Origin of the sequence: Zavarzinia aquatilis (assembly GCF_003173035.1) — a bacterium.
GTDB lineage: Bacteria > Pseudomonadota > Alphaproteobacteria > Zavarziniales > Zavarziniaceae > Zavarzinia > Zavarzinia aquatilis.
The window spans coordinates 1-18,413 of the sequence record NZ_QGLE01000006.1; the positions used below are offsets into that span (position 1 = coordinate 1).

The window sequence follows — 18,413 nt, forward strand, 5'->3', positions numbered from 1 at the left end:
CCTGATCACGCCGCTGCCCGGCGCCATCGCCCTGAAGCCCGGCTCCGCCACCCTGCCCTTCTTCGGCGTCGCGCCCCAGGTGGTCGACGCCGAGGGCAATGTGCTCGAGGGCGCGACCGAGGGGAACCTCGTCATCGCCGACAGCTGGCCGGGCCAGATGCGCACGGTTTACGGCGATCACGAGCGTTTCGTGCAGACTTACTTTTCGACCTACCCGGGCAAATATTTCACCGGCGACGGCTGCCGCCGTGACGAGGACGGTTACTACTGGATCACCGGCCGGGTCGACGACGTGATCAACGTCTCGGGCCACCGCATGGGCACGGCCGAGGTCGAGAGCGCCCTGGTCGCCCACGCCAAGGTGGCCGAGGCCGCCGTCGTCGGCTATCCGCACGACCTGAAGGGCCAGGGCATCTATGCCTATGTCACCCTGAATGCCGGCGAGGAACCCTCGGACGCGCTGAAGAAGGAACTGGTCGCCTGGGTCCGCCGCGAGATCGGCCCGATCGCCAGCCCGGACCTGATCCAGTTCGCCCCCGGCCTGCCCAAGACCCGCTCGGGCAAGATCATGCGCCGNGTTCGGCGCCCTGGGCGACACCTCGACCCTCGCCGATCCGTCCGTCGTCACCGACCTGATCGACAACCGGCAGAACAAGTAAGGCGCCCCCACCTCACCCCGACCCTCTCCCCCCTGAAGGGCGGAGAGGGAGATACGGTCACCGCTCTGGCTCCCTCTCCGCCCGCTCGCGGGGGGAGGGATTCAAGGACGGGAGGTGAGGTAGGCAACCGCCGACGAACCTCCAGCACTATCGCCTCGACGACACCGGCGGTATTGCCCAGCACCTCGTGATTCCAGAACCGGATGACGCGCCACCCTGCCGCGGCAAGCGCCGCGGTGCGCCGGTCGTCAGCGACACTCTCCGCGTGCTGGCCGCCATCGAGTTCGATCACCAGATGGATTTCCGGCAGGGCGAAGTCGGCGATGTATTTCCCGACGGGATGCTGACGGCGCAGGCGGCAGGGCAGGGGCGTCTGGCGCAGCGCCGACCACAGGCGCTTTTCCGCCTCGGTCGCATCGCGCCTCAGCCGGCGGGCGATAGAGGTGGCGTCGCGGCCCACCTCCCCCCCCTCTCCGCCCTTCAGGGGGGAGAGGGCCGGGGTGAGGTGGGTTTGCATCACTCGCACCAGCCGCCCCTCGCCTTGCCGTCATAGGCGCGGGCGAGGCCGGCGGCGATCAGGCGGTCGGCGAGGGGTTTCCCGTCGGCACCCGAGACAAGGGCGAGGACGCGGCCGCCATATTTGTCGTAGGAAACATCGCGCAGCGTCACCGGCTGCCCCTCGACCAGAGAGCGCAGCAAGTCGCGGGCCGCCGCCGCCCGCACCTTTTCCGCCTCGCATTTGCCGCGCAATTCCGGCGTGTCGATGCCGAGCAGGCGGACACGGGTCACCACGTCCTGACCGAGCCAGATCGCCACCCGGACCTCGAGCGTGTCGCCGTCGACGACCTGCAGCACCTCGGCCGAAAACGGCCCGGGCATGGCATCCGACAGTTTCGCCAGCGCCCGGCCAGGGTGGGTCCACAAGGCCGCGCCCGCGACGGCAAGGCCGGCGGCGAGGACGAGGATCAGGAGAATCGGCAACAGTCGGCGGGTCATGATGGCGAACAATAGGTGAACACAGGGGAGCCCGGCAAGCGCCGCAGTGGCGAGACCCGGCGTCGGGTGCTAAGAGAGGCGCCAAATTCCGTCACCCCAGCCTTTCAGGGAAGATCATGATCGCCCGCGCGCTTCTTTCGGTCTCGGACAAGACCGGCCTTGTCCCCTTCGCCCTCGCCCTTGCCGACCGCGGCGTCGAGCTGCTGTCCACCGGGGGCACCGCGAAGGCGCTGCGCGACGCCGGCCTGCCCGTCATCGAGGTCGCGGATTACACCGGCAGTCCGGAAATCCTCGACGGCCGGGTGAAGACCCTGCATCCCAAGGTCCATGGCGGCCTGCTGGGCCGGCGTGACGTCGCCGACCATGTCGAGCAGATGAACCTGCATGGCATCGGCAACATCGACCTCGTCGTGGTCAACCTCTATCCCTTCGAGGCGACGGTGGCGCGTGGCGCCGACTGGGACGAGACCATCGAGAATATCGACATCGGCGGCCCGGCCATGATCCGCTCCGCCGCCAAGAACCACGATCACGTCACGGTCGTCGTCGAACCCGCCGACTATCAGGCCGTGCTCGACGATCTCGCAGCCCATGGCGGCGCCACCACCCTGGCGCTTCGGCGCAAGCTGGCGGCCAAGGCCTATGCCCGCACCGCGTCCTATGATGCCGCGATTTCCGGCTGGTTCGCGAAGCAGCTGGACGACACCTTCCCCGAGCGCCTGACCCTGTCGGGCAGCCGCGCCTCTTTGCTGCGCTATGGCGAGAACCCGCATCAGGCCGCAGCCCTCTATGTCACCGGCGAGAAGCGCCCCGGCGTCGCCACCGCGCGCCAGCTGCAGGGCAAGGAGCTGTCCTACAACAACCTGAACGACACGGATGCCGCCTTCGAGCTGGTCGCCGAATTCGATCCCAAGGATGGCCCGGCCGTCGTCATCGTGAAGCACGCCAACCCCTGCGGCGTCGCCACCGGCGAAAGCCTGCTCGATGCCTGGGACAAGGCGCTGATGTGCGATCCGGTCTCGGCCTTCGGCGGCATCGTCGCGGTGAATTCCACCCTCGACAGGGAAACCGCCGAGGCGATCTCCAAGATCTTCACCGAAGTCATCGTCGCCCCCGAGGCGGATGAGGACGCCATCGCCGTGCTCTCGGCCAAGAAGAACCTGCGCCTGCTGATCACCGGCGGCCTGCCCGATCCCAAGGCCCCGGGCCTCACCGCCAAGACCCTGGCCGGCGCCCTTCTCGTCCAGACCCGCGATGCGATCGGCGCCGATGGCAGCCGCTTCGAGGTGAAGACCAGGCGCACCCCGTCCGAGCAGGAAGTGGCCGACATGGAATTCGCCGTGAAGGTCGCCAAGCACGTGAAGTCGAACACCATCGTCTTCGTGAAGAATGGCGCCACCGTCGGCATCGGCGCCGGCCAGATGAGCCGCGTGGACAGCGCCCGCATCGCCTTCCGCAAGGCGCAGGACGCCGCCCGCACCGCCGGCCTCGACGAGCCGTTGACCAAGGGTTCGGTCGCCGCCTCCGACGCCTTCTTCCCCTTCGCCGACGGTCTCGACGTCCTTGTCGAAGCCGGGGCGACGGCGGTGGCCCAGCCCGGCGGCTCCATCCGCGACGCCGAAGTGATCGCCGCCGCCGATGCCGCCGGTCTCGCCATGGTCTTCACCGGCGAGCGGCATTTCAGGCATTAAGCGCAGGCCCTCAAGCGCCGGGCGGATCGCGTCCGCGATCCTTGGCTCGCTACGCTGACGCTTCGCGGGGCCTCAATGGCCCTTGAAGGCTGCCACCAACATCTCGTCACTCCGGCGAAGGCCGGAGTCTTGCGATCGTGAGGCGTTACCGGTCGCGGTGGAGGGCCGGTTCGCGCACGCCCGAAAGCAGCCACAGGCCGAGCAGCAGGAAGGGCACGACCACGGCGATGCCGAGGCGCTGGTCCTGGGTGATTTCGGTGACGATGCCGATCAGGAACGGCGCGAGGAAGGCGGTCGCCTTGCCCGACAGGGCATAGAGCCCGAAGAATTCCGTCATCATCGAGGGCGGCGCCAGCCGCGCCATCAGGCTGCGGCTCGAAGCCTGGGCCGGCCCGAACGGCAGGCCGAGCACCAGGGTCGAGGCGAGGAACGCCAGCTCGGCCGGGCTGGCGAAGAGGCCGCGCCCGGGGGCCGGCGGCTCCACCGGGAAGACGAAGAAGATACGGTCCGCCCCGATCGACAGGATGCCCACGGTCCCGGCGATGAGCAGCAGCAGGGAAACGGTCACCGTCCGTTTCGAGCCGATCTTCGCCTCCATCAACCCGCCGAGGAACGAGCCGAGCATGGCGAGCACGTTCAGGATGATGCCGAAGATGCCGATGGTCAGCAGATCCCAGCCGAAGGTGCTGCGGGCATAGATGCCACCGAAGGCGAAGATCGCCAGCAGCGCGTCGCCATAGATCATATGGGCGGCGAGGAAACGCATCTGGTTGCGGTAATGGCGCAGGCCCCGCAACGTCCCGGCCAGTTGCGACAGGCCCTGACGGATCGCGGCGCCCCGGGGCAGGCCCTGATGCGGCTTGTCGGGCACGAAGAGGAACATGGGCAGGATGAAAACGGCGAGCCAGACGGCCGACAGGGGGCCGCTCAGCCGTTCCGCCTCATGCGCCGCCTTGTCGAGGCCGAAGGCCGGCACCTCGGGCAGGACGAAGAGGCCGAGCACGAGGCCGAGCGAGATCAGCCCGCCGACATAGCCCACGCCCCAGCCGATGGCCGAGAGCACGCCGACCCGATGCGCCGGCACGAGGTCAGGCAGCATCGCGTTGTTGAAGACGATGGCGAATTCGGCGCCGATGGTCGCCAGCGTGATCGCGGCAAGGACGAGCAGCAGGGTGCCGCCCCCCGCGCCCGGCAGGGCCAGCCACAGAAGCGCGCAGCCGGCGAAGGTAAGGAAAGCGAGCGCGGCGATCCAGGGCTTGCGCGGGCCGGCCGCATCGGCGATGGCGCCCAGCACCGGGGAGAGCAGGGCGATGGCGATGCCGGCGACAGTCTGGGTATAGCCCCACCAGGCCTGCCCGGTCACCGCGTCGGGCGCGACCGCGGCGACGAAATAGGGCGCGAAGATGAAGGTCGTGACCAGGGTGAAGAAGGGCTGAAACGCCCAGTCGAAGGTGGTCCAGGAAGCTTCGGCCAGGCGTTGTGACAAGATGGGTCTCCTCAGACCGAGAACTGGCCGCGCAGATGGCGCCCGGCGAAGGTCAGTTTCGACAGGCTGGCCCCGCCCTCGGTCAGTTCCGTGACCAGATGGCGGGTGCGGGCGATGCCGGCGGCATTGGCGGTCAGCCAGCCCTCGACCCCGCCGGGCGACCGGGTGGCCGCCGCCGCGAGCAGGCGCTGCTGGCTGTAGAGATCGTCGACCAGCGAGGTCAGCGCCAGCCGGTCCCAATGATCGCCCGGCTCGATCGCCGCCGCCGCCTCGCGCAGGGCGTCGAGGCCGATCTCGTCGCCCAGCCGGAAATAGGCCCGGCCGATGGGACCGATATCGCCGCCGTCCGCCGCCGCGACGATGTCGAGCGCCCCGGCGAGGAACGGCAGGGCGGCGATGGCGCCGGAAAGATCGTCCCCGACGCCGAGGGCGTGCAATCCGTCCCGGGCCGAGGCCAGGCGCGTCGCCGCCCGTTGGGGCAGCAGGTCCGGCATCGTGGCGGCGAGGGCGGCGACCCCCGGCCGGTAACGGTCGATGGCGGCGCGGATCGACATCGGCTGCATTTCATTGTGCAGCAGCCACATGGTGGCCTGCCGCGTGATGTCGCCGGTCGCGAGCAGCATTTGGGTCTGGCTCGCCGCCGGCACCGCGCCGTCCGCCGCGTCGATCGCCTCGGCCAGGGGCTGCAAGCCGAAGATCGCTCTTGCCGTGACATAGGCCCGGGCGATGGTGCCGGCGTCGAAGCCCGTCGCCTCCTCGATGCGGGAGATGAAGGTGGGGCCGGCCCAGTTGACGATGGCATTGGCGAGGCGCGTCGCCACGATTTCGCGCCGCAGCCGGTGCCGGGCGATTTCCGCCGGATAGCGGGTCTGCAGCGGCACCGGGAAATAGGCCGCCAGCTCGTCGTCCAGATAATCGTCCTCGGGCGCATCGCCTTCGAGCAGACTGTCCTGCAGGCGCATCTTGGCATAGGCGAGCAGGACCGCGATTTCCGGCCGGGTCAGGCCCTTGCGGGCGCGGAAGCGGTCCATCAGCACCGTGTCGGGCGGCAGGAATTCGACCTTGCGGTTCAGTTTCCCATCCGCCTCCAGCATCCGCATCAGGCGCATCTGGTTTTCCAGCGCCTGATACCCCCGGGCCTCGACCATGCTGATCGCCTGCGTCTGCAGGTAATTGTCGGCGAGGACGAGGTGGCCGACCTCGTCCGTCATCTCGCGCAGCAGGGCGTCGCGCTGCTTGCGGGTCAGATCGCCGTCGGCCATCACGCCGTTCAGCAGGATCTTGATGTTCACCTCGTGGTCGGAACAGTCGACCCCGGCGGAATTGTCGATGGCGTCGGTATTGATGCGCCCGCCCGCCAGCGCATAGTCGATCCGGCCGCGCTGGGTGCAGCCGAGGTTGGCGCCTTCGCCGATCACCCGGGCGCGGATCGTGCCGGCATCGACGCGAACCGCGTCATTGGCCTTGTCCCCGGCATCGGCCTGGGATTCGGCCGCCGCCTTCACATAGGTACCGATGCCGCCGAACCACAGAAGATCGACCGGCGCGCGCAGGATCGCCTGGATCAGCTCGGCCGGGGTCAGGCTTTCCGCCTCGACGCCGAGGATCGCGCGCACCTGCGGCGACAGGGGCACCGCCTTCAGCGTGCGGGGGAAGACGCCACCGCCGGCCGAGATCGCCTTGCGGTCGAAATCGTCCCACGACGAGCGGGGCAGGGCGAACAACCGGCGACGTTCGGCGAAACTGGCTGCTTCGTCCGGATCGGGATCGAGGAAGATGTGCCGGTGGTCGAAGGCGGCGACGAGGCGGATTTTCTCCGACAGAAGCATCCCGTTGCCGAAGACATCGCCCGACATGTCGCCAACCCCGGCGACGGTGAAGGCCTGGGTTTGCGTGTCGCGGCCCATCTCGCGGAAATGCCGCTTCACCGCTTCCCAGCCGCCGCGCGCGGTGATGCCCATCGCCTTGTGGTCGTAACCGGCCGAGCCACCGGAGGCGAAGGCATCGCCCAGCCAGAAGCCCCGGGCTTCGGCGATTTCGTTGGCGATATCCGAGAAGGTCGCGGTGCCCTTGTCGGCGGCGACGACCAGATAGGGATCGTCGCCGTCATAGCGGAGGGTGCGATCCGGCGGCACGACGGCGCCGCCCCTGATATTGTCGGTCAGGTCGAGCAGGCCGCCGATGAAGATGCGGTAGCAGGCGATGGCCTCGGCCTGCTGCGCTTCGCGGCCGGCGCCGACCGGCAGATGCTTCGGATAGAAGCCGCCCTTCGAGCCGGTGGGCACGATCACCGCGTTCTTCACCATCTGCGCCTTCACGAGGCCGAGGATTTCGGTGCGGAAGTCCTCGCGCCGGTCGGACCAGCGGATGCCGCCGCGCGCCACCCGGCCGCCGCGAAGATGCACACCCTCCACCCGGGGGCTGAACACCCAGATTTCGACCAGGGGCCGGGGCAGGGGCAGGCCCTCGACCTTCTGGCTGTCGAGCTTGATGGCGAGGCACGGGCGGTGCGCGCCATCCGCGCCGCGCTGATAGAGATTGGTGCGCAGGGAGGCGTCGACGATATTGAGGAAGCGCCGCAGGATGCGGTCCTCGTCGAGACTTTCGACCTCGTCGAGGGCGACAAGGATATTGGCCCGGGCCGCGGCGCAGGCCAGTGGCCGGTCGCCCCGGTCATCGGGATCGTGGCGCAGGTGGAACAGGCCGACCAGGTCGCGGGCGATGCCCGGCCAATGGGCCAGCGTCTCTTCCATATAGTCCTGACTATAGGCGACGCCGATCTGGCGCAGATATTTGGCGATCGCCCGCAGCACCATGACATCCCGCGCCGGCAGGGCCGCCAGCACGACCAGCCGGTTGAAACGGTCGTCCTCCATCTGGCCGGACCACAACAGGGCGAAAGCTTCCTCGACCAGCGGACCCAGCGTCTCGAGGGCGAGGGGGCGGCCTTGCGGGTCGATCAGGCGGAAATCATGCAGCCAGACCCGGGGCCCGTCGGCGCAGTCGAGGGCATGGGGCACTTCCTCCATCACCTTGAGGCCCATGTGCTCGATCAGCGGCAGACAGTCCGAGAGCGGCACCGGCTGGCCGAGGCGATAGAGCTTGAAGCGCAGCGACGAATCCTCGTCTTCCAGCCGGCGGTACAGCGCCTGGGTGACCGCCCCGGCGATGCCGCCCGCAACAAGGGGTTCGGCCTTGGCGATATCGGCAAGGGCGCTGTCGGGGCTGTGGCTTTCGCGATAGCCGGCGGGGAAGGCGGGCAGCCAGCGCCGCGCCAGCCTCAGGCCCTTGTCCTCGCCCTCGGCCGCGATCAGGGCTTCGCGCAACCGGTCGGTCCAGCCGCGGGCGGCGACGGTGATTTCGCCCAGCAGCGCCGAAGGGTCGAGCGCGGCCAGGCCCTCGGCCGTGGCGCGCACGATCAGATGTACGCGGGCAAGCGCGGTCTGGCCGACCAGGCTGGTGCGCGACATGACCTCGCCGCCCGCCGCCCGGCTCAGGATCGCCTCCACCTGCTGGCGCAGCGCCGTGTCGAACTGATCGCGCGGCAGATAGACGAGGGCGGAAATCCAGCGCGAAAAGGCGTCGGTGCGCAGGAACAGGCCGGTGTGCGGCCGCTCCTCCAGCCGCAGGATGCCGAGGGCGATCTGCGCCAGTTCCTCGTCCCCGATCTGGAACAGCTCGTCGCGCGGATAGGTTTCGAGCGTGTTCAGCAGCGCCTTGCCGTCGTGACTGCCCGGCGCGAAACCGGCCCGTGCCAGCACGCGGGCGATCTTGTCCCGCAGCAGGGGAATGTCGCGCGGGCGCAGCTGATAGGCGGTCGAGGCGAAGAGACCATAGAAGCGCCGCTCGCCGACCGTCTTCCCTTCGGCATCGAATTGCTTCACCCCGACGAAATCCATGATGGCGCGGCGATGAACCGTCGATTCGACGTTGGACTTGGTGACGATCAGGGCGGTATCGCCATCGCGCAGGTGATGGACGCCGCCATCCCCCTCCCGCCCCATGGCGTGGACATGAGCGTCGCGCAGCAGGCCGAGGCCGGTCGACTGCACCAGTGCTTCGCCGCGCAGGACATAGTCCCGGGCGCCCAGCAGCACGAAATTCTCGTCCTCCATCCAGCGCAGGAAGGCGACCTGCTCCGCCCGGCGCTCGTCACCACCGGACGCGGCGGCAAGGCTCGCCGCCGTGTCCTGCAACAGGGCCAGCATGGCGCGCCAGTCTTCGACCGCCGCCCGCACATCCGACAGGATATGGTCGAGCCGGACGGCGAGGGCGGCCCGGCTGTCCGCGTCGCCATCCTCGTCGATCTCGATATGGATCAGGGATTCGGCGACTGCGCCCGCCGTGCCCGGCGGGACCAGCGCCTGGCGCCGGCCGTCTTCGCCGCGGCTGACGGTCAGGATGGGATGGGCGATCAGATGCACGCCCCGGCCTTCGCGCGCCAGCGCGACCGTGATGGAATCGACCAGGAAGGGCATGTCGTCGGTCACCGTTTCGACGACGGTGTGCGGGCTGTACCAGCCATGAACGTCAAGACGGGGATTGAACACCCGGACCCGCTGGCTGCCCGGTCGGCGTTCGGCGGCGAAACGCCAATGACCGAGGGCGGCCCCGAACAGGGCTTCGGGCGTGCGGGCCAACAGATCTTCGGTGCTGAGATGTTCGAAGTAGCGCGCCACCATGTCCGCCGCCTCGCCCGGACCCAGCCTTGCGGCGGCCTCGGCCATGACGGCGTCCATCCGGTCGCGCCGCGCTTGCGCCGCCTTGTTCTCGACCATGGATCGTCTCCTCGCCTGTCGCGATTCAAGGGCGAGCCTAGCCGAGGCCCGCGACGGCACCAAGGCAGGTCAGCGACATTCTGTCGCCGGGTCGCTGAATCGCCGCCCCATTGTGCGTCAAATTGACGCAGAAGAGTTGGCGGAACCGTCTACAACCCTAGCGAATTGTCATTATGTGAAGTAAATGCTCAGAGAATGGTGAAGCCGTTATAGGTTTCCAAACCTATACCATCGACGAAATGTGAAATTTTGGTGCCCGCCACAACAGATGGTAGTGCTAAGATAGCGAGAAAGCCGCCCCTTGAAATTTCGCCGTCTCCGGGCATGGATCGCCAACACAACCAGTCATTGGCAATATTACAATGCTATGATAGCAAATCTCTCGGGGGGCGCATTTCCAAGTGAATCTGGCCACCGCATGAATATCGCGTGGGTGATGTGGCCAAGCGCCAAGGAGAACACAGATGCCGACCAAGGCAAATCCGGTTGACGTCCATGTGGGAGCACGAGTCAAACTTCGCCGCCAACTTTTGGGTTTCAGCCAGACTGAGCTCGGCAATGCACTGGATCTGACCTTCCAGCAGGTCCAGAAGTATGAAAAAGGCACCAACCGCATTTCGGCATCAAAGCTTCACAAGATGGCCGAAGTGCTGGACGTGCCGATTTCCTTCTTCTTCGACGGCGTCGAAGGCACCAAGACGGAAAGCGAATCCGGCGATCTCGACCTGATGTCGCGGGCTGAAACCATCAGCCTCGTCCGTGCCTACTATCTGATCGAGGATGAAGCCGTGCGCCGCAAGGTGATCGAATTGTTGCGGACGTTGGGCAAGGATACCGCCGACGCCTGAAGTTCCGTCTGTTGTCTGATTGAAAGCCCGCCCCCTTACCCGGGGCGGGCTTTTTCTTTATAGTTCCGGACCATGATCGCCAACGGCCGCGCCCCTTCCCCGACGATCACGCGCAAGCGCGTGATGCTGATCCATTGCGCCCGCATCGGCTACAACCCCTAGGTCTGGCCGCGCCCTTTCTTCGTCTTTTCCGTATTGTTTCTTTCGACGAGGCCGATCGCCATGACCGCCACCCCCGTTCGCAATTCGACCAAGGCCCTTCAGGCCGCCGACGCCCGCCATCACCTGCATCCCTTCACCGACCATGCCGGTCTCGCCGCCAAGGGCGCCCGCGTGATCACCAGGGCGGAAGGTGTCCGCCTGTGGGATTCCGAAGGCCGCAGCATGATCGACGGCATGTCGGGCCTGTGGTGCGTCAATGTCGGCTATGGCCGCGCCGAGCTGGCCGAGGTCGCGAAACAGCAGCTGCTCGAGCTGCCCTATTACAACACCTTCTTCCAGACCACCCATCCGCCGGTGGTCGCGCTCTCGGAGAAGCTGGCCTCGATCGCGCCCGCGGGCATGGACCTCGTCACCTACGCGGGCTCGGGCTCGGAAGCCAATGACACCATCGCCAAGCTGGTGCGCTACTTCTGGAACCTGCAGGGCAAGCCGCGCAAGAAGACCATCATCAGCCGCAATTACGCCTATCACGGCGTGACCATGCAGGCGGCGTCGATGTCGGGCCTGACCGCCATGCACCCGCAGTTCGACCTGCCGCTGCCCGGCGTCGTCCATGTCGAGGCGCCCTATTGGTACGCCCATGGCGGCGACCTCGGCCCTGACGAATTCGGCCTGAAGGCCGCGCGCGCGGTCGAGAAGAAGATCCTCGAACTCGGGCCGGAAAATGTCGGCGCCTTCATCGGCGAGCCGATCCAGGGCGCTGGCGGCGTGATCATCCCGCCCGCCACCTATTGGCCCGAGATCATGCGCATCTGCCGCCAGTACGACGTGCTGGTGATCGCCGACGAAGTGATCTGCGGTTTCGGCCGCACCGGCAAATGGTTCGGCAGCCAGACTTTCGGCATCCAGCCCGATTTCATGACCATGGCCAAGGGCCTGACCTCGGGCTACATCCCGATGGCCGGCATCATGATGGGCGGCCGCGTCGCCGAGACCTTCCGCAACGCGGGCGAGGAAATCGTTCACGGCTTCACCTATTCCGGCCATCCGGTCGCGGCGGCGGTTGCCCTGCGCAATCTCGAGATCATGGAAGAGGAAGGCCTCGTGGACGCCGCGGGCGGCGAGATCGGCGCCTATTTCCAGGCGAAGCTGCGCGCCGCCCTGTCCGACCACCGGCTGGTCGGCGAAGTGCGCGGCGTCGGCATGATCGCGGCGATGGAACTCGTCGAGCACAAGCCGAGCCATGCCTTCTTCGACCCGAAGCGCGGCGTCGGCACCCTGTGCCGCAACCATTGCTTCGCCAACGGCCTCGTCATGCGGGCCTGCCGCGATGTGATGGTGCTGGCCCCGCCGCTGTCGATCACCAAGCCCGAGATCGACGAACTGGTCGGCCTCGCCGCCGACTGCATCGAGCGGACGGCGGTCGACCTCGGCCGCTGAACATTTCCCGGCTCACCCGGCCGGCGCCGCGAAGAAGCGGTTCGCCGGCCGGGGCAGGCCCAGATTCTCGCGTAAGGTCCGCCCCTCGTATTCCGTGCGGAACAGGCCCCGGCGCTGCAATTCCGGCACCACCTGGTCGACGAAGTCGTCGAGCCCGCCGGGCAGCCAGGGGAACATGACGTTGAAACCGTCGCTCCCCTCCGTTTCCAGCCACTGCTCCATCTCGTCGGCGATCGTTTGCGCCGTGCCAACGAAGGACAGACCGGCATAGCCGCCGAGGCGCTGGGCCAGCTGACGCACGCTCAAGCCCTCACGTTCGGCGAGTTCGATCACCCGCTCCCGGCTGCTCTTGCTGTCGTTGGTCTCGGGGATCGGCGGCAGCGGCCCGTCCGGATCGAAGCCCGAGGCATCATGGCCGAGCGCGACCGAGAGCGAGGCGATGGCGCTTTCGTAATGGACGAGGCTGTCGAGCTTCAGGCGCTTCTGCCTCGCCGCCTCCACGGTATCGCCGACGACGACGAAGGCGGCGGGCAGAATCTTCAGATGGTCGCGCGGGCGGCCCAGACGGTCCATCCGGCCCTTCACGTCGGCATAGAAGCTGCGCGCCCCGGCCAGCGTCGAGGGCGCGGCGAAGACCAGTTCCGCCGTCTCGGCCGCGAGCTGGCGCCCGGGCTCGGACGCGCCGGCCTGCACGATCACCGGCCAGCCCTGCACCGGCCGCGCGATATGCAATGGCCCCCGGACCGAAAGATATTCGCCCTTGTGGTTCAGCCGGTGCATTCGTTCGGGATCGAAGAAGAGGCCGCTCTCGGCGTCGCGGATGAAGGCATCGTCGGCGAAACTGTCCCACAGGCCGGTGACGACATCGTGGAACTCGCGCGCCCGGCGATAGCGGTCGCCATGGTCCATGTGGCTGTCCCGGCCAAAGTTCAGCGCGGCGTCCGGGTTGGAGGTCGTGACGATGTTCCAGCCCGCCCGCCCTTCGCTGATGTGATCGAGCGAGGCGAAACGCCGGGCGATGTGGAATGGCTCGTCGAAGGTGGTCGAGGCGGTGGCGATCAGACCGATCCGCTCCGTCACCATGGCGAGGGCGGAGAGCAGGGAGAAGGGCTCGAAGGAGGTGACCGTGTGGCTGCGCCGCAGGGCCTCGATCGGCATGTTGAGGACCGCGAGGTGGTCGGCCATGAAGAAGGCGTCGAACTTGCCGGCTTCGAGCTTCTGGATATAGCGGGTCAGGTGGCGCAGGTTGAAATTCGCGTCGGCCTGGGCGCCGGGCCAGCGCCAGGCCCCGGTATGGATGCTGACGGGCCGCATGAAGGCCCCCAATCGAAGCTGCCGGCGGCTGGTCATCGCAATACTCCATACGCATCGCGTAATTTTTGTCTTGCCCTGTGTCCAGAATGGTAAATGCCGTCGCCGCGACCGACCAGCCGCATCGCTCGCGGGGGTGCGTTGCGCGCCGTCGATACATGGCGCCCCTAATCCCTTTGGAGGTGTGCAGGAGGGGCGGCCCCGCATAGCCTGCCGGAAAACGGGAGGGGCGGTCATGACCACGGGAACGGACAAGGCATTCGAGGGCTGGTCGCTCGGTCCCTTGCGTCTGCGCAACCGCTTCGTCAAATCCGGCGCCAACGAGGGCATGTATCGCGGCAGCCTGCCGACCCGCGCCCTGGTCGAGCATCACCGCCGCATCGCGGCCGGCGGCACCGCCATGGTCACCATGGCCTATGCCGCGATCGAGCGCGACGGCCGCACCTTCGAGGATCAGCTGTGGCTGCGCCCGGAAGCGGTCGCGCCTTTACGGGTGCTGACCGATGCGGTGCACCGGGAGGGCGCCGCCGCCTCGGCCCAGATCACCCATGGCGGCGCCTTCGGTTTCGTGAGGCCGTCGGACGGCCGGCGGCCGGGCAGCGCCTCCGCCGGCCTCAACCCGTCGGGCGCCCTGCACGGCATGATGCTGAAACGCGCCCTGACTCCGGCCGAGCTGGGTACCCTCGCCGACCGTTTCGCGGCCGCCGCCGTCACCGCGCGGGAAGCGGGGTTCGACGCGGTCGAGATTCACATGGGCCATGGCTATCTGCTCAGCCAGTTCCTGTCGCCCGGCGAGAACCGGCGGCGGGACGAGTTCGGCGGCTCGGTCGAGGGGCGTGCCCGTTTCCCCCGCATGGTGCTGCGCCGGGTGCTGGGCGCCGTCGGGCGGGACATGGCGGTCCTGTGCAAGATCGGCGTGTTCGAGGGCTATCGCGGCGGGGCAGGGGCAGGGCAGGCGGCCGAACTCGCCCGCCTGCTCGAAGCCGACGGCGCCCATATGCTGGTGCTGTCCGCCGGCATGAACGTGCAGTCGCCCTGGTGGATCTTCGGCTCCAGGATGCCGATCCCCGAGATGAAACAGGCGGAACCTTCCTTCATCGCCCGCCGCGCCCTCGACATGCTGGCGCTGATGCAGCCGCGCCGCCTCGAGTTCCACGAACTTTACTTGCGCGATTTCTCGCGGCAGGTGCGGGCAGCAGTGTCCATGCCGCTCGGCTATCTCGGCGGGGTGAAGTCGCTTGCCAATGTCGAGGGCGTCATGGCCGACGGTTTCGATGCCATCGTGCTCGGCCGCGCCCTGCTGCACGACCCCGATCTGGTCGACGGGTTTCGCAGCGGCCGGCTGACCGCTTCGGGCTGCACCGCCTGCAACCGCTGCGTCGCCACCATGCACGGCCCCTCGGGCAGCCACTGCGTGCTCCGCCCCGCCCCAAGCCCCGCGGACAACAGCGTCATCGCCGGCGCCTGATCCCACGGCCCCCTAATTCGGGGACACTATATTTAATTATCCGCGCGCGCTGTCGTCGAATTATGTATAGTGTCCCCGGATTAAGGGCCCCCCAGGTTGAGCGGCGGCCGGTCAATAGCGCAGCGTTGCCGTAACCCCGATCATCCGGGGATCGCCCGGTACGATGACCGTTCCGCCAAGGTTGAGCGGCAGCGACGCCTGGGCCGTGTCGTAATGGCGATCGAACAGATTGTTGGCCCAGAGCGCCAGCGACCAGCGCCGGTCGGTCGCGCGCAGGCCGAGCCTCAGGTTGGCGATGCCCCGGCCCTTGACCCGCGTGTAGTCCGAGCCGGCCTCGGTCATATAGGCGGAGACATAGTTGAAGTCGCCGCCGATGAAGCCCTCCAGATCGTCGCCCTGCCAGAAGCCGAGGGGCCTCGTGTAATCGAAGCCGACCGACGCGGTCCAGCGCGGCGCCCCTTCGAGTTCATGACCGGCGAGGTTGACGGTGCAGACCGCGCCCTGGGGAACATGGACATCGGGCGGGCAGGGCGCGTCCGGATAGGACTGAATCTCGGTCTCGTTATAGGCGAGGCTGGCGCGGAGGCCGAGGCTGGGTGAAAGCCAGAACAGGGCATCGAGTTCGACGCCCCGGGAACGGACCCGGCCGACATTGGACATATAGCTCGCCAGGGTTTCGCGGTCGAATTTCACCGCCTGGTAATCCTGCAGCTCGATCCAGTAGAGCGTGCCGTCGACGGTCAGCCGGTCCCCCAGCCACCGGGTCCGGACGCCGAGTTCCGCCGTGTCCGCCGTCTCGGCCGCGACCTCCCGGCTCGTCCCGGCACTGAGCGCGGCGAAATTGATCCCGCCGGGCTTGCCGCCCCTCGCGTAGGAGACATAGGCCGACACCCCCTCGGACAGCCGATGCGCGAGGCTGATCCGCGCCGACAGGCTCCCGTCCGCCCGGGAGTCGCGCCAGGCGTCGGGCCGCGCGATCTGGTCACGCACCACGGTGGCGACCGGGCCCGGCAAATCGCCGCCCCCGCCTTCGAGATATTGCCTGAAATCGCCTTTCATGCGCTCCAGCGTGTAGCGCAGGCCCGCGGTCAGGCTGGTGTTATCCGTGATGTTCCAGCTGGCCTGACCGAAGGCTGCCACGCTCGCCGTGTCGATATGCGCGGCCTGATAGACGTGAAGTCCGTCGATGGCCGCGCGGATCTCCGGCTCCAGCAGCGGACCGAGCAGCGGCGGCAAGGTCGGCACGATCAGGATCGAAGCGGCATCGGCACCGAATTCCTGGTCCTGCAGGCTGTCGACCCGTTGCCAGAAAGCCTGCAGGCCGAAGACATGATCGACCCTGCGTCGGCCGGTGGAGGCCAGGCGCAGATCCTGGCTGAATTGTCCCTGGTCGTAGGACACGCCGAACTGGTTCAGCACCGAGAGTGCCGTGTAATCGCTGTCGGTGCGCGGGTCGTAGGTCTGGCCGCGCCAGGCGGTGAGCGACGTCAGTTCATAACCCGGCAGATACCATCTGGCTTCCGCCAGCACGCCGCCCTGCTCGGCCTGGGCCTCGACCCGGGCATCGACGTCGGTCTGCCGCCGCCGGGCACCATCTTCAGGCACGACGTAACCTTCCCTGCGCCGCCGCTCGCGCGAATTGTCGGGGAAGTCGCTGCCATCGGCCTGGGTCTCGATGCTTTGCCCCGGCAGCTGGACGCAGCAGCGGGCATCCTGTTCGCTTCTGTCGGCGGCGATCCTCAGGCTGAACTCGTCGCTCGGCTCCCACAGCATCTGCGCGCGCAGGCCATAATCGTTGGTCCCGTTCAGGCGGTCCGCCGCGGCGGAGTCGGGGTTGATATTCTCGACAGCGCCATCGCGCTCGCCATGGGAAAAGCTGAGGCGCAGGGCCAACGTGTCCGAAACCGGTCCCGTCACCATGCCCGTGGTGCGGAAATAGCGGTCGCTGCCCGCGCTCAGGGAAATTTCGGCGGCCGGCTCGAACGATGGTCGCGCGGTCTGCACGTTCAGGGCGCCGGCCACCGTGTTCCGCGCGAACAGGATATCCTGCGAGCCGCGGATCAGCTCCACCCGATCCACGTCGAACATATCGAAGGACAGGGAGGCCGGCCGCGGATAATAGACGCCGTCGACGAACAGGCCGTTGGCGTTGTCCCGCGCTTCGGCGGGCGGCGTGGCGCCGATGCCTCTTATCGCGACGGTCGAGATGCGCAGGCTGGAACTGACGGCGATCGCGTTCGGCATCTGCCGCACCAGGGTCATCAGATCGCCCTCGGCGGCTTCGACCTTTTCCCTGTCGGCCACGGTCTTCGACAGGGCCGGCTCGCGTGCTTCCTCGCCGGGGGCATCGGCCGTCACCTCGACCGGGTCGAGCCATTCGGCACCGCCAGCGAGCGACTGTTCGATGTCGGCGCGGGAGAGGGGAGCGCCATCCCCCGCCCAGGCCGCCTGCAACGAGGCGGCCGCGAGGAGCCCCGCGGCCAGAACACGTTCGCGCCGAACGATCGACAATGTTTCCCCCAGACCCCCGTGCCCCGTCCGGGGCGGCCTATCCGGAGTTTACAACACGGCCTCCGGCGGCAATCAAGGCAGCAGCACGGTCGAGCCGACGGTGGCCCGGGCTTCCAGCGCCCGATGTGCCGCGACCGCATCGGCGAGGGCGAAATGCTGGCGGACATTGGTGCGGATGATGCCGCTCGAGACGAGATCGAACAGGGTGGCCGCCGCCTCGTCCCGCTCCGCCTTGTCGGCGATATGGTGGAACAGGGTCGGTCGCGTGAGGTAGAGCGAGCCCTTGGCCGCCAGGATGCCCGGGCTGAACGGCGGCACCGGGCCGCTGGCGTTGCCGAAGCTGACCATCAGCCCGCGCATCGCGAGACTGTCGAGCGAGCCGTCCCAGGTATCCTTGCCGACGGAATCATAGACGACGGGCACGCCCTTGCCGTCGGTCAGCGCGCGCACCCGCGCCGCCACATCCTCGCTGCGATAGAGGATGACCTCGGCCGCGCCATGCTCGCGGGCGAGCGCCGCCTTCTCGGGCGAGCCTGCGGTGCCGATCAGCCGCACCCCCAGGTGCCGTGCCCATTGGCAGGCGATGAGACCGACACCGCCGGCCGCGGCGTGGAACAGCACGGTCTCGCCCGCCTTGACCCGATAGGTCCGGTGCAGGAGAAACCAGGCGGTCAGGCCCTGCAGCATGAGCGAGGCGGCCTGCTCGTCCGTAACCCCGTCCGGCACCTTCACCAGAAGATCGGCCGGATAGTTGCGATGACTGGCGTAAGACCCGATGGGCGTGAGGCAATAGGCGACCCGGTCGCCAGCGGCAAGACCCGTCACCCCCGGGCCGACATCCTCGACGACGCCCGCCGCCTCCAGCCCGATACCCGACGGCAGGGGCAGGGGATAGAGACCGCTGCGGTGATAGCAGTCGATGAAATTCACCCCGATGGCGGTCTGGCGCAGGCGCACCTCGCCCGGGCCGGGCGGCGGCAGGGCCAAAGTCTCGAGCGCCATCACCTCCGGCCCGCCGGCCGCATGAATGCGGATCGCCCGCGCCTCGCTCATCGCCTTGCCC

General features: G+C 67.9%; 11 protein-coding genes and 1 pseudogene. 5 read left to right on the forward strand and 7 right to left on the reverse strand.

The features are described from left to right. Positions 1-659, forward strand: a pseudogene (locus DKG74_RS11255) (AMP-binding enzyme); the annotation flags it as partial. On the opposite strand, the gene DKG74_RS11260 reads toward DKG74_RS11255, so the two are convergent. Further along, positions 625-1,176 (reverse strand): endonuclease domain-containing protein, encoded by a 552-nt coding sequence (locus DKG74_RS11260; RefSeq protein WP_109905786.1) that lies wholly within the window; start codon positions 1,174-1,176, stop codon positions 625-627. The pseudogene DKG74_RS11255 and the gene DKG74_RS11260 overlap by 35 nt on opposite strands. Then, a complete protein-coding gene (locus DKG74_RS11265) occupies positions 1,176-1,655 on the reverse strand; it encodes a thermonuclease family protein (RefSeq protein ID WP_109906270.1) in 480 nt (159 codons plus the stop codon). The genes DKG74_RS11260 and DKG74_RS11265 overlap by 1 nt, the downstream gene beginning before the upstream one ends. Positions 1,656-1,771: 116 nt before the next feature. Here DKG74_RS11265 and purH point away from each other — a divergent pair, with 116 nt between their 5' ends. Further along, positions 1,772-3,346 (forward strand): bifunctional phosphoribosylaminoimidazolecarboxamide formyltransferase/IMP cyclohydrolase, encoded by a 1,575-nt coding sequence (gene purH, locus DKG74_RS11270; protein WP_109905788.1) that lies wholly within the window; start codon positions 1,772-1,774, stop codon positions 3,344-3,346. A gap of 145 nt (positions 3,347-3,491) precedes the next feature. Here purH and DKG74_RS11275 read toward each other — a convergent pair whose 3' ends face one another. Both DKG74_RS11275 and DKG74_RS11280 read right to left on the reverse strand, forming a co-directional pair. Further along, on the reverse strand, positions 3,492-4,847 hold the full coding sequence (locus tag DKG74_RS11275) for an MFS transporter (protein WP_109906272.1): 1,356 nt from the start codon (positions 4,845-4,847) through the stop codon (positions 3,492-3,494). Then, entirely contained in the window at positions 4,844-9,610 is a 4,767-nt protein-coding gene (locus DKG74_RS11280; protein ID WP_109905790.1) for an NAD-glutamate dehydrogenase, read from the reverse strand. The genes DKG74_RS11275 and DKG74_RS11280 overlap by 4 nt, the downstream gene beginning before the upstream one ends. Positions 9,611-10,074: 464 nt before the next feature. Here DKG74_RS11280 and DKG74_RS11285 point away from each other — a divergent pair, with 464 nt between their 5' ends. Both DKG74_RS11285 and DKG74_RS11290 read left to right on the forward strand, forming a co-directional pair. Beyond that, on the forward strand, positions 10,075-10,458 hold the full coding sequence (locus DKG74_RS11285; protein WP_109905792.1) for a helix-turn-helix domain-containing protein: 384 nt from the start codon (positions 10,075-10,077) through the stop codon (positions 10,456-10,458). 222 nt (positions 10,459-10,680) lie between these two features. Further along, positions 10,681-12,060, forward strand: coding sequence for an aspartate aminotransferase family protein (locus DKG74_RS11290; RefSeq protein ID WP_109905794.1), 1,380 nt, complete (start codon positions 10,681-10,683; stop codon positions 12,058-12,060). A 12-nt stretch (positions 12,061-12,072) separates the two neighbouring features. On the opposite strand, the gene DKG74_RS11295 is transcribed toward DKG74_RS11290, so the two are convergent. Next, positions 12,073-13,410 carry an LLM class flavin-dependent oxidoreductase gene (locus tag DKG74_RS11295; protein WP_109905796.1) on the reverse strand — a complete coding sequence of 446 codons (1,338 nt, stop codon included), beginning with the start codon at positions 13,408-13,410 and terminating at the stop codon, positions 12,073-12,075. A gap of 196 nt (positions 13,411-13,606) precedes the next feature. On the opposite strand from DKG74_RS11295, the gene DKG74_RS11300 reads away from it, so the two are divergent. Continuing rightward, entirely contained in the window at positions 13,607-14,839 is a 1,233-nt protein-coding gene (locus DKG74_RS11300; protein WP_109905798.1) for an NADH:flavin oxidoreductase, read from the forward strand. Positions 14,840-14,950: 111 nt separating this feature from the next. On the opposite strand, the gene DKG74_RS11305 is transcribed toward DKG74_RS11300, so the two are convergent. Then, on the reverse strand, positions 14,951-17,350 hold the full coding sequence (locus tag DKG74_RS11305) for a TonB-dependent receptor (RefSeq protein ID WP_109905800.1): 2,400 nt from the start codon (positions 17,348-17,350) through the stop codon (positions 14,951-14,953). Positions 17,351-17,422: 72 nt separating this feature from the next. After that, positions 17,423-18,403: a quinone oxidoreductase family protein gene (locus DKG74_RS11310; RefSeq protein WP_109905802.1), complete on the reverse strand. Its 981-nt coding sequence runs from the start codon at positions 18,401-18,403 to the stop codon at positions 17,423-17,425. Positions 18,404-18,413 lie beyond the last annotated feature (10 nt).

Bases quoted from the DNA above. Each gene is read 5' to 3' on its own strand.
- DKG74_RS11290 (WP_109905794.1), top strand. From the start codon at position 10,681: ATGACCGCCACCCCCGTTCGCAATTCGACCAAGGCCCTTCAGGCCGCC.
- DKG74_RS11285 (WP_109905792.1), top strand. From the start codon at position 10,075: ATGCCGACCAAGGCAAATCCGGTTGACGTCCATGTGGGAGCACGAGTC.
- purH (WP_109905788.1), top strand. From the start codon at position 1,772: ATGATCGCCCGCGCGCTTCTTTCGGTCTCGGACAAGACCGGCCTTGTC.
- DKG74_RS11280 (WP_109905790.1), bottom strand. From the start codon at position 9,610: ATGGTCGAGAACAAGGCGGCGCAAGCGCGGCGCGACCGGATGGACGCC.
- DKG74_RS11265 (WP_109906270.1), bottom strand. From the start codon at position 1,655: ATGACCCGCCGACTGTTGCCGATTCTCCTGATCCTCGTCCTCGCCGCC.
- DKG74_RS11310 (WP_109905802.1), bottom strand. From the start codon at position 18,403: ATGAGCGAGGCGCGGGCGATCCGCATTCATGCGGCCGGCGGGCCGGAG.
- DKG74_RS11260 (WP_109905786.1), bottom strand. From the start codon at position 1,176: ATGCAAACCCACCTCACCCCGGCCCTCTCCCCCCTGAAGGGCGGAGAG.
- DKG74_RS11300 (WP_109905798.1), top strand. From the start codon at position 13,607: ATGACCACGGGAACGGACAAGGCATTCGAGGGCTGGTCGCTCGGTCCC.
- DKG74_RS11295 (WP_109905796.1), bottom strand. From the start codon at position 13,410: ATGACCAGCCGCCGGCAGCTTCGATTGGGGGCCTTCATGCGGCCCGTC.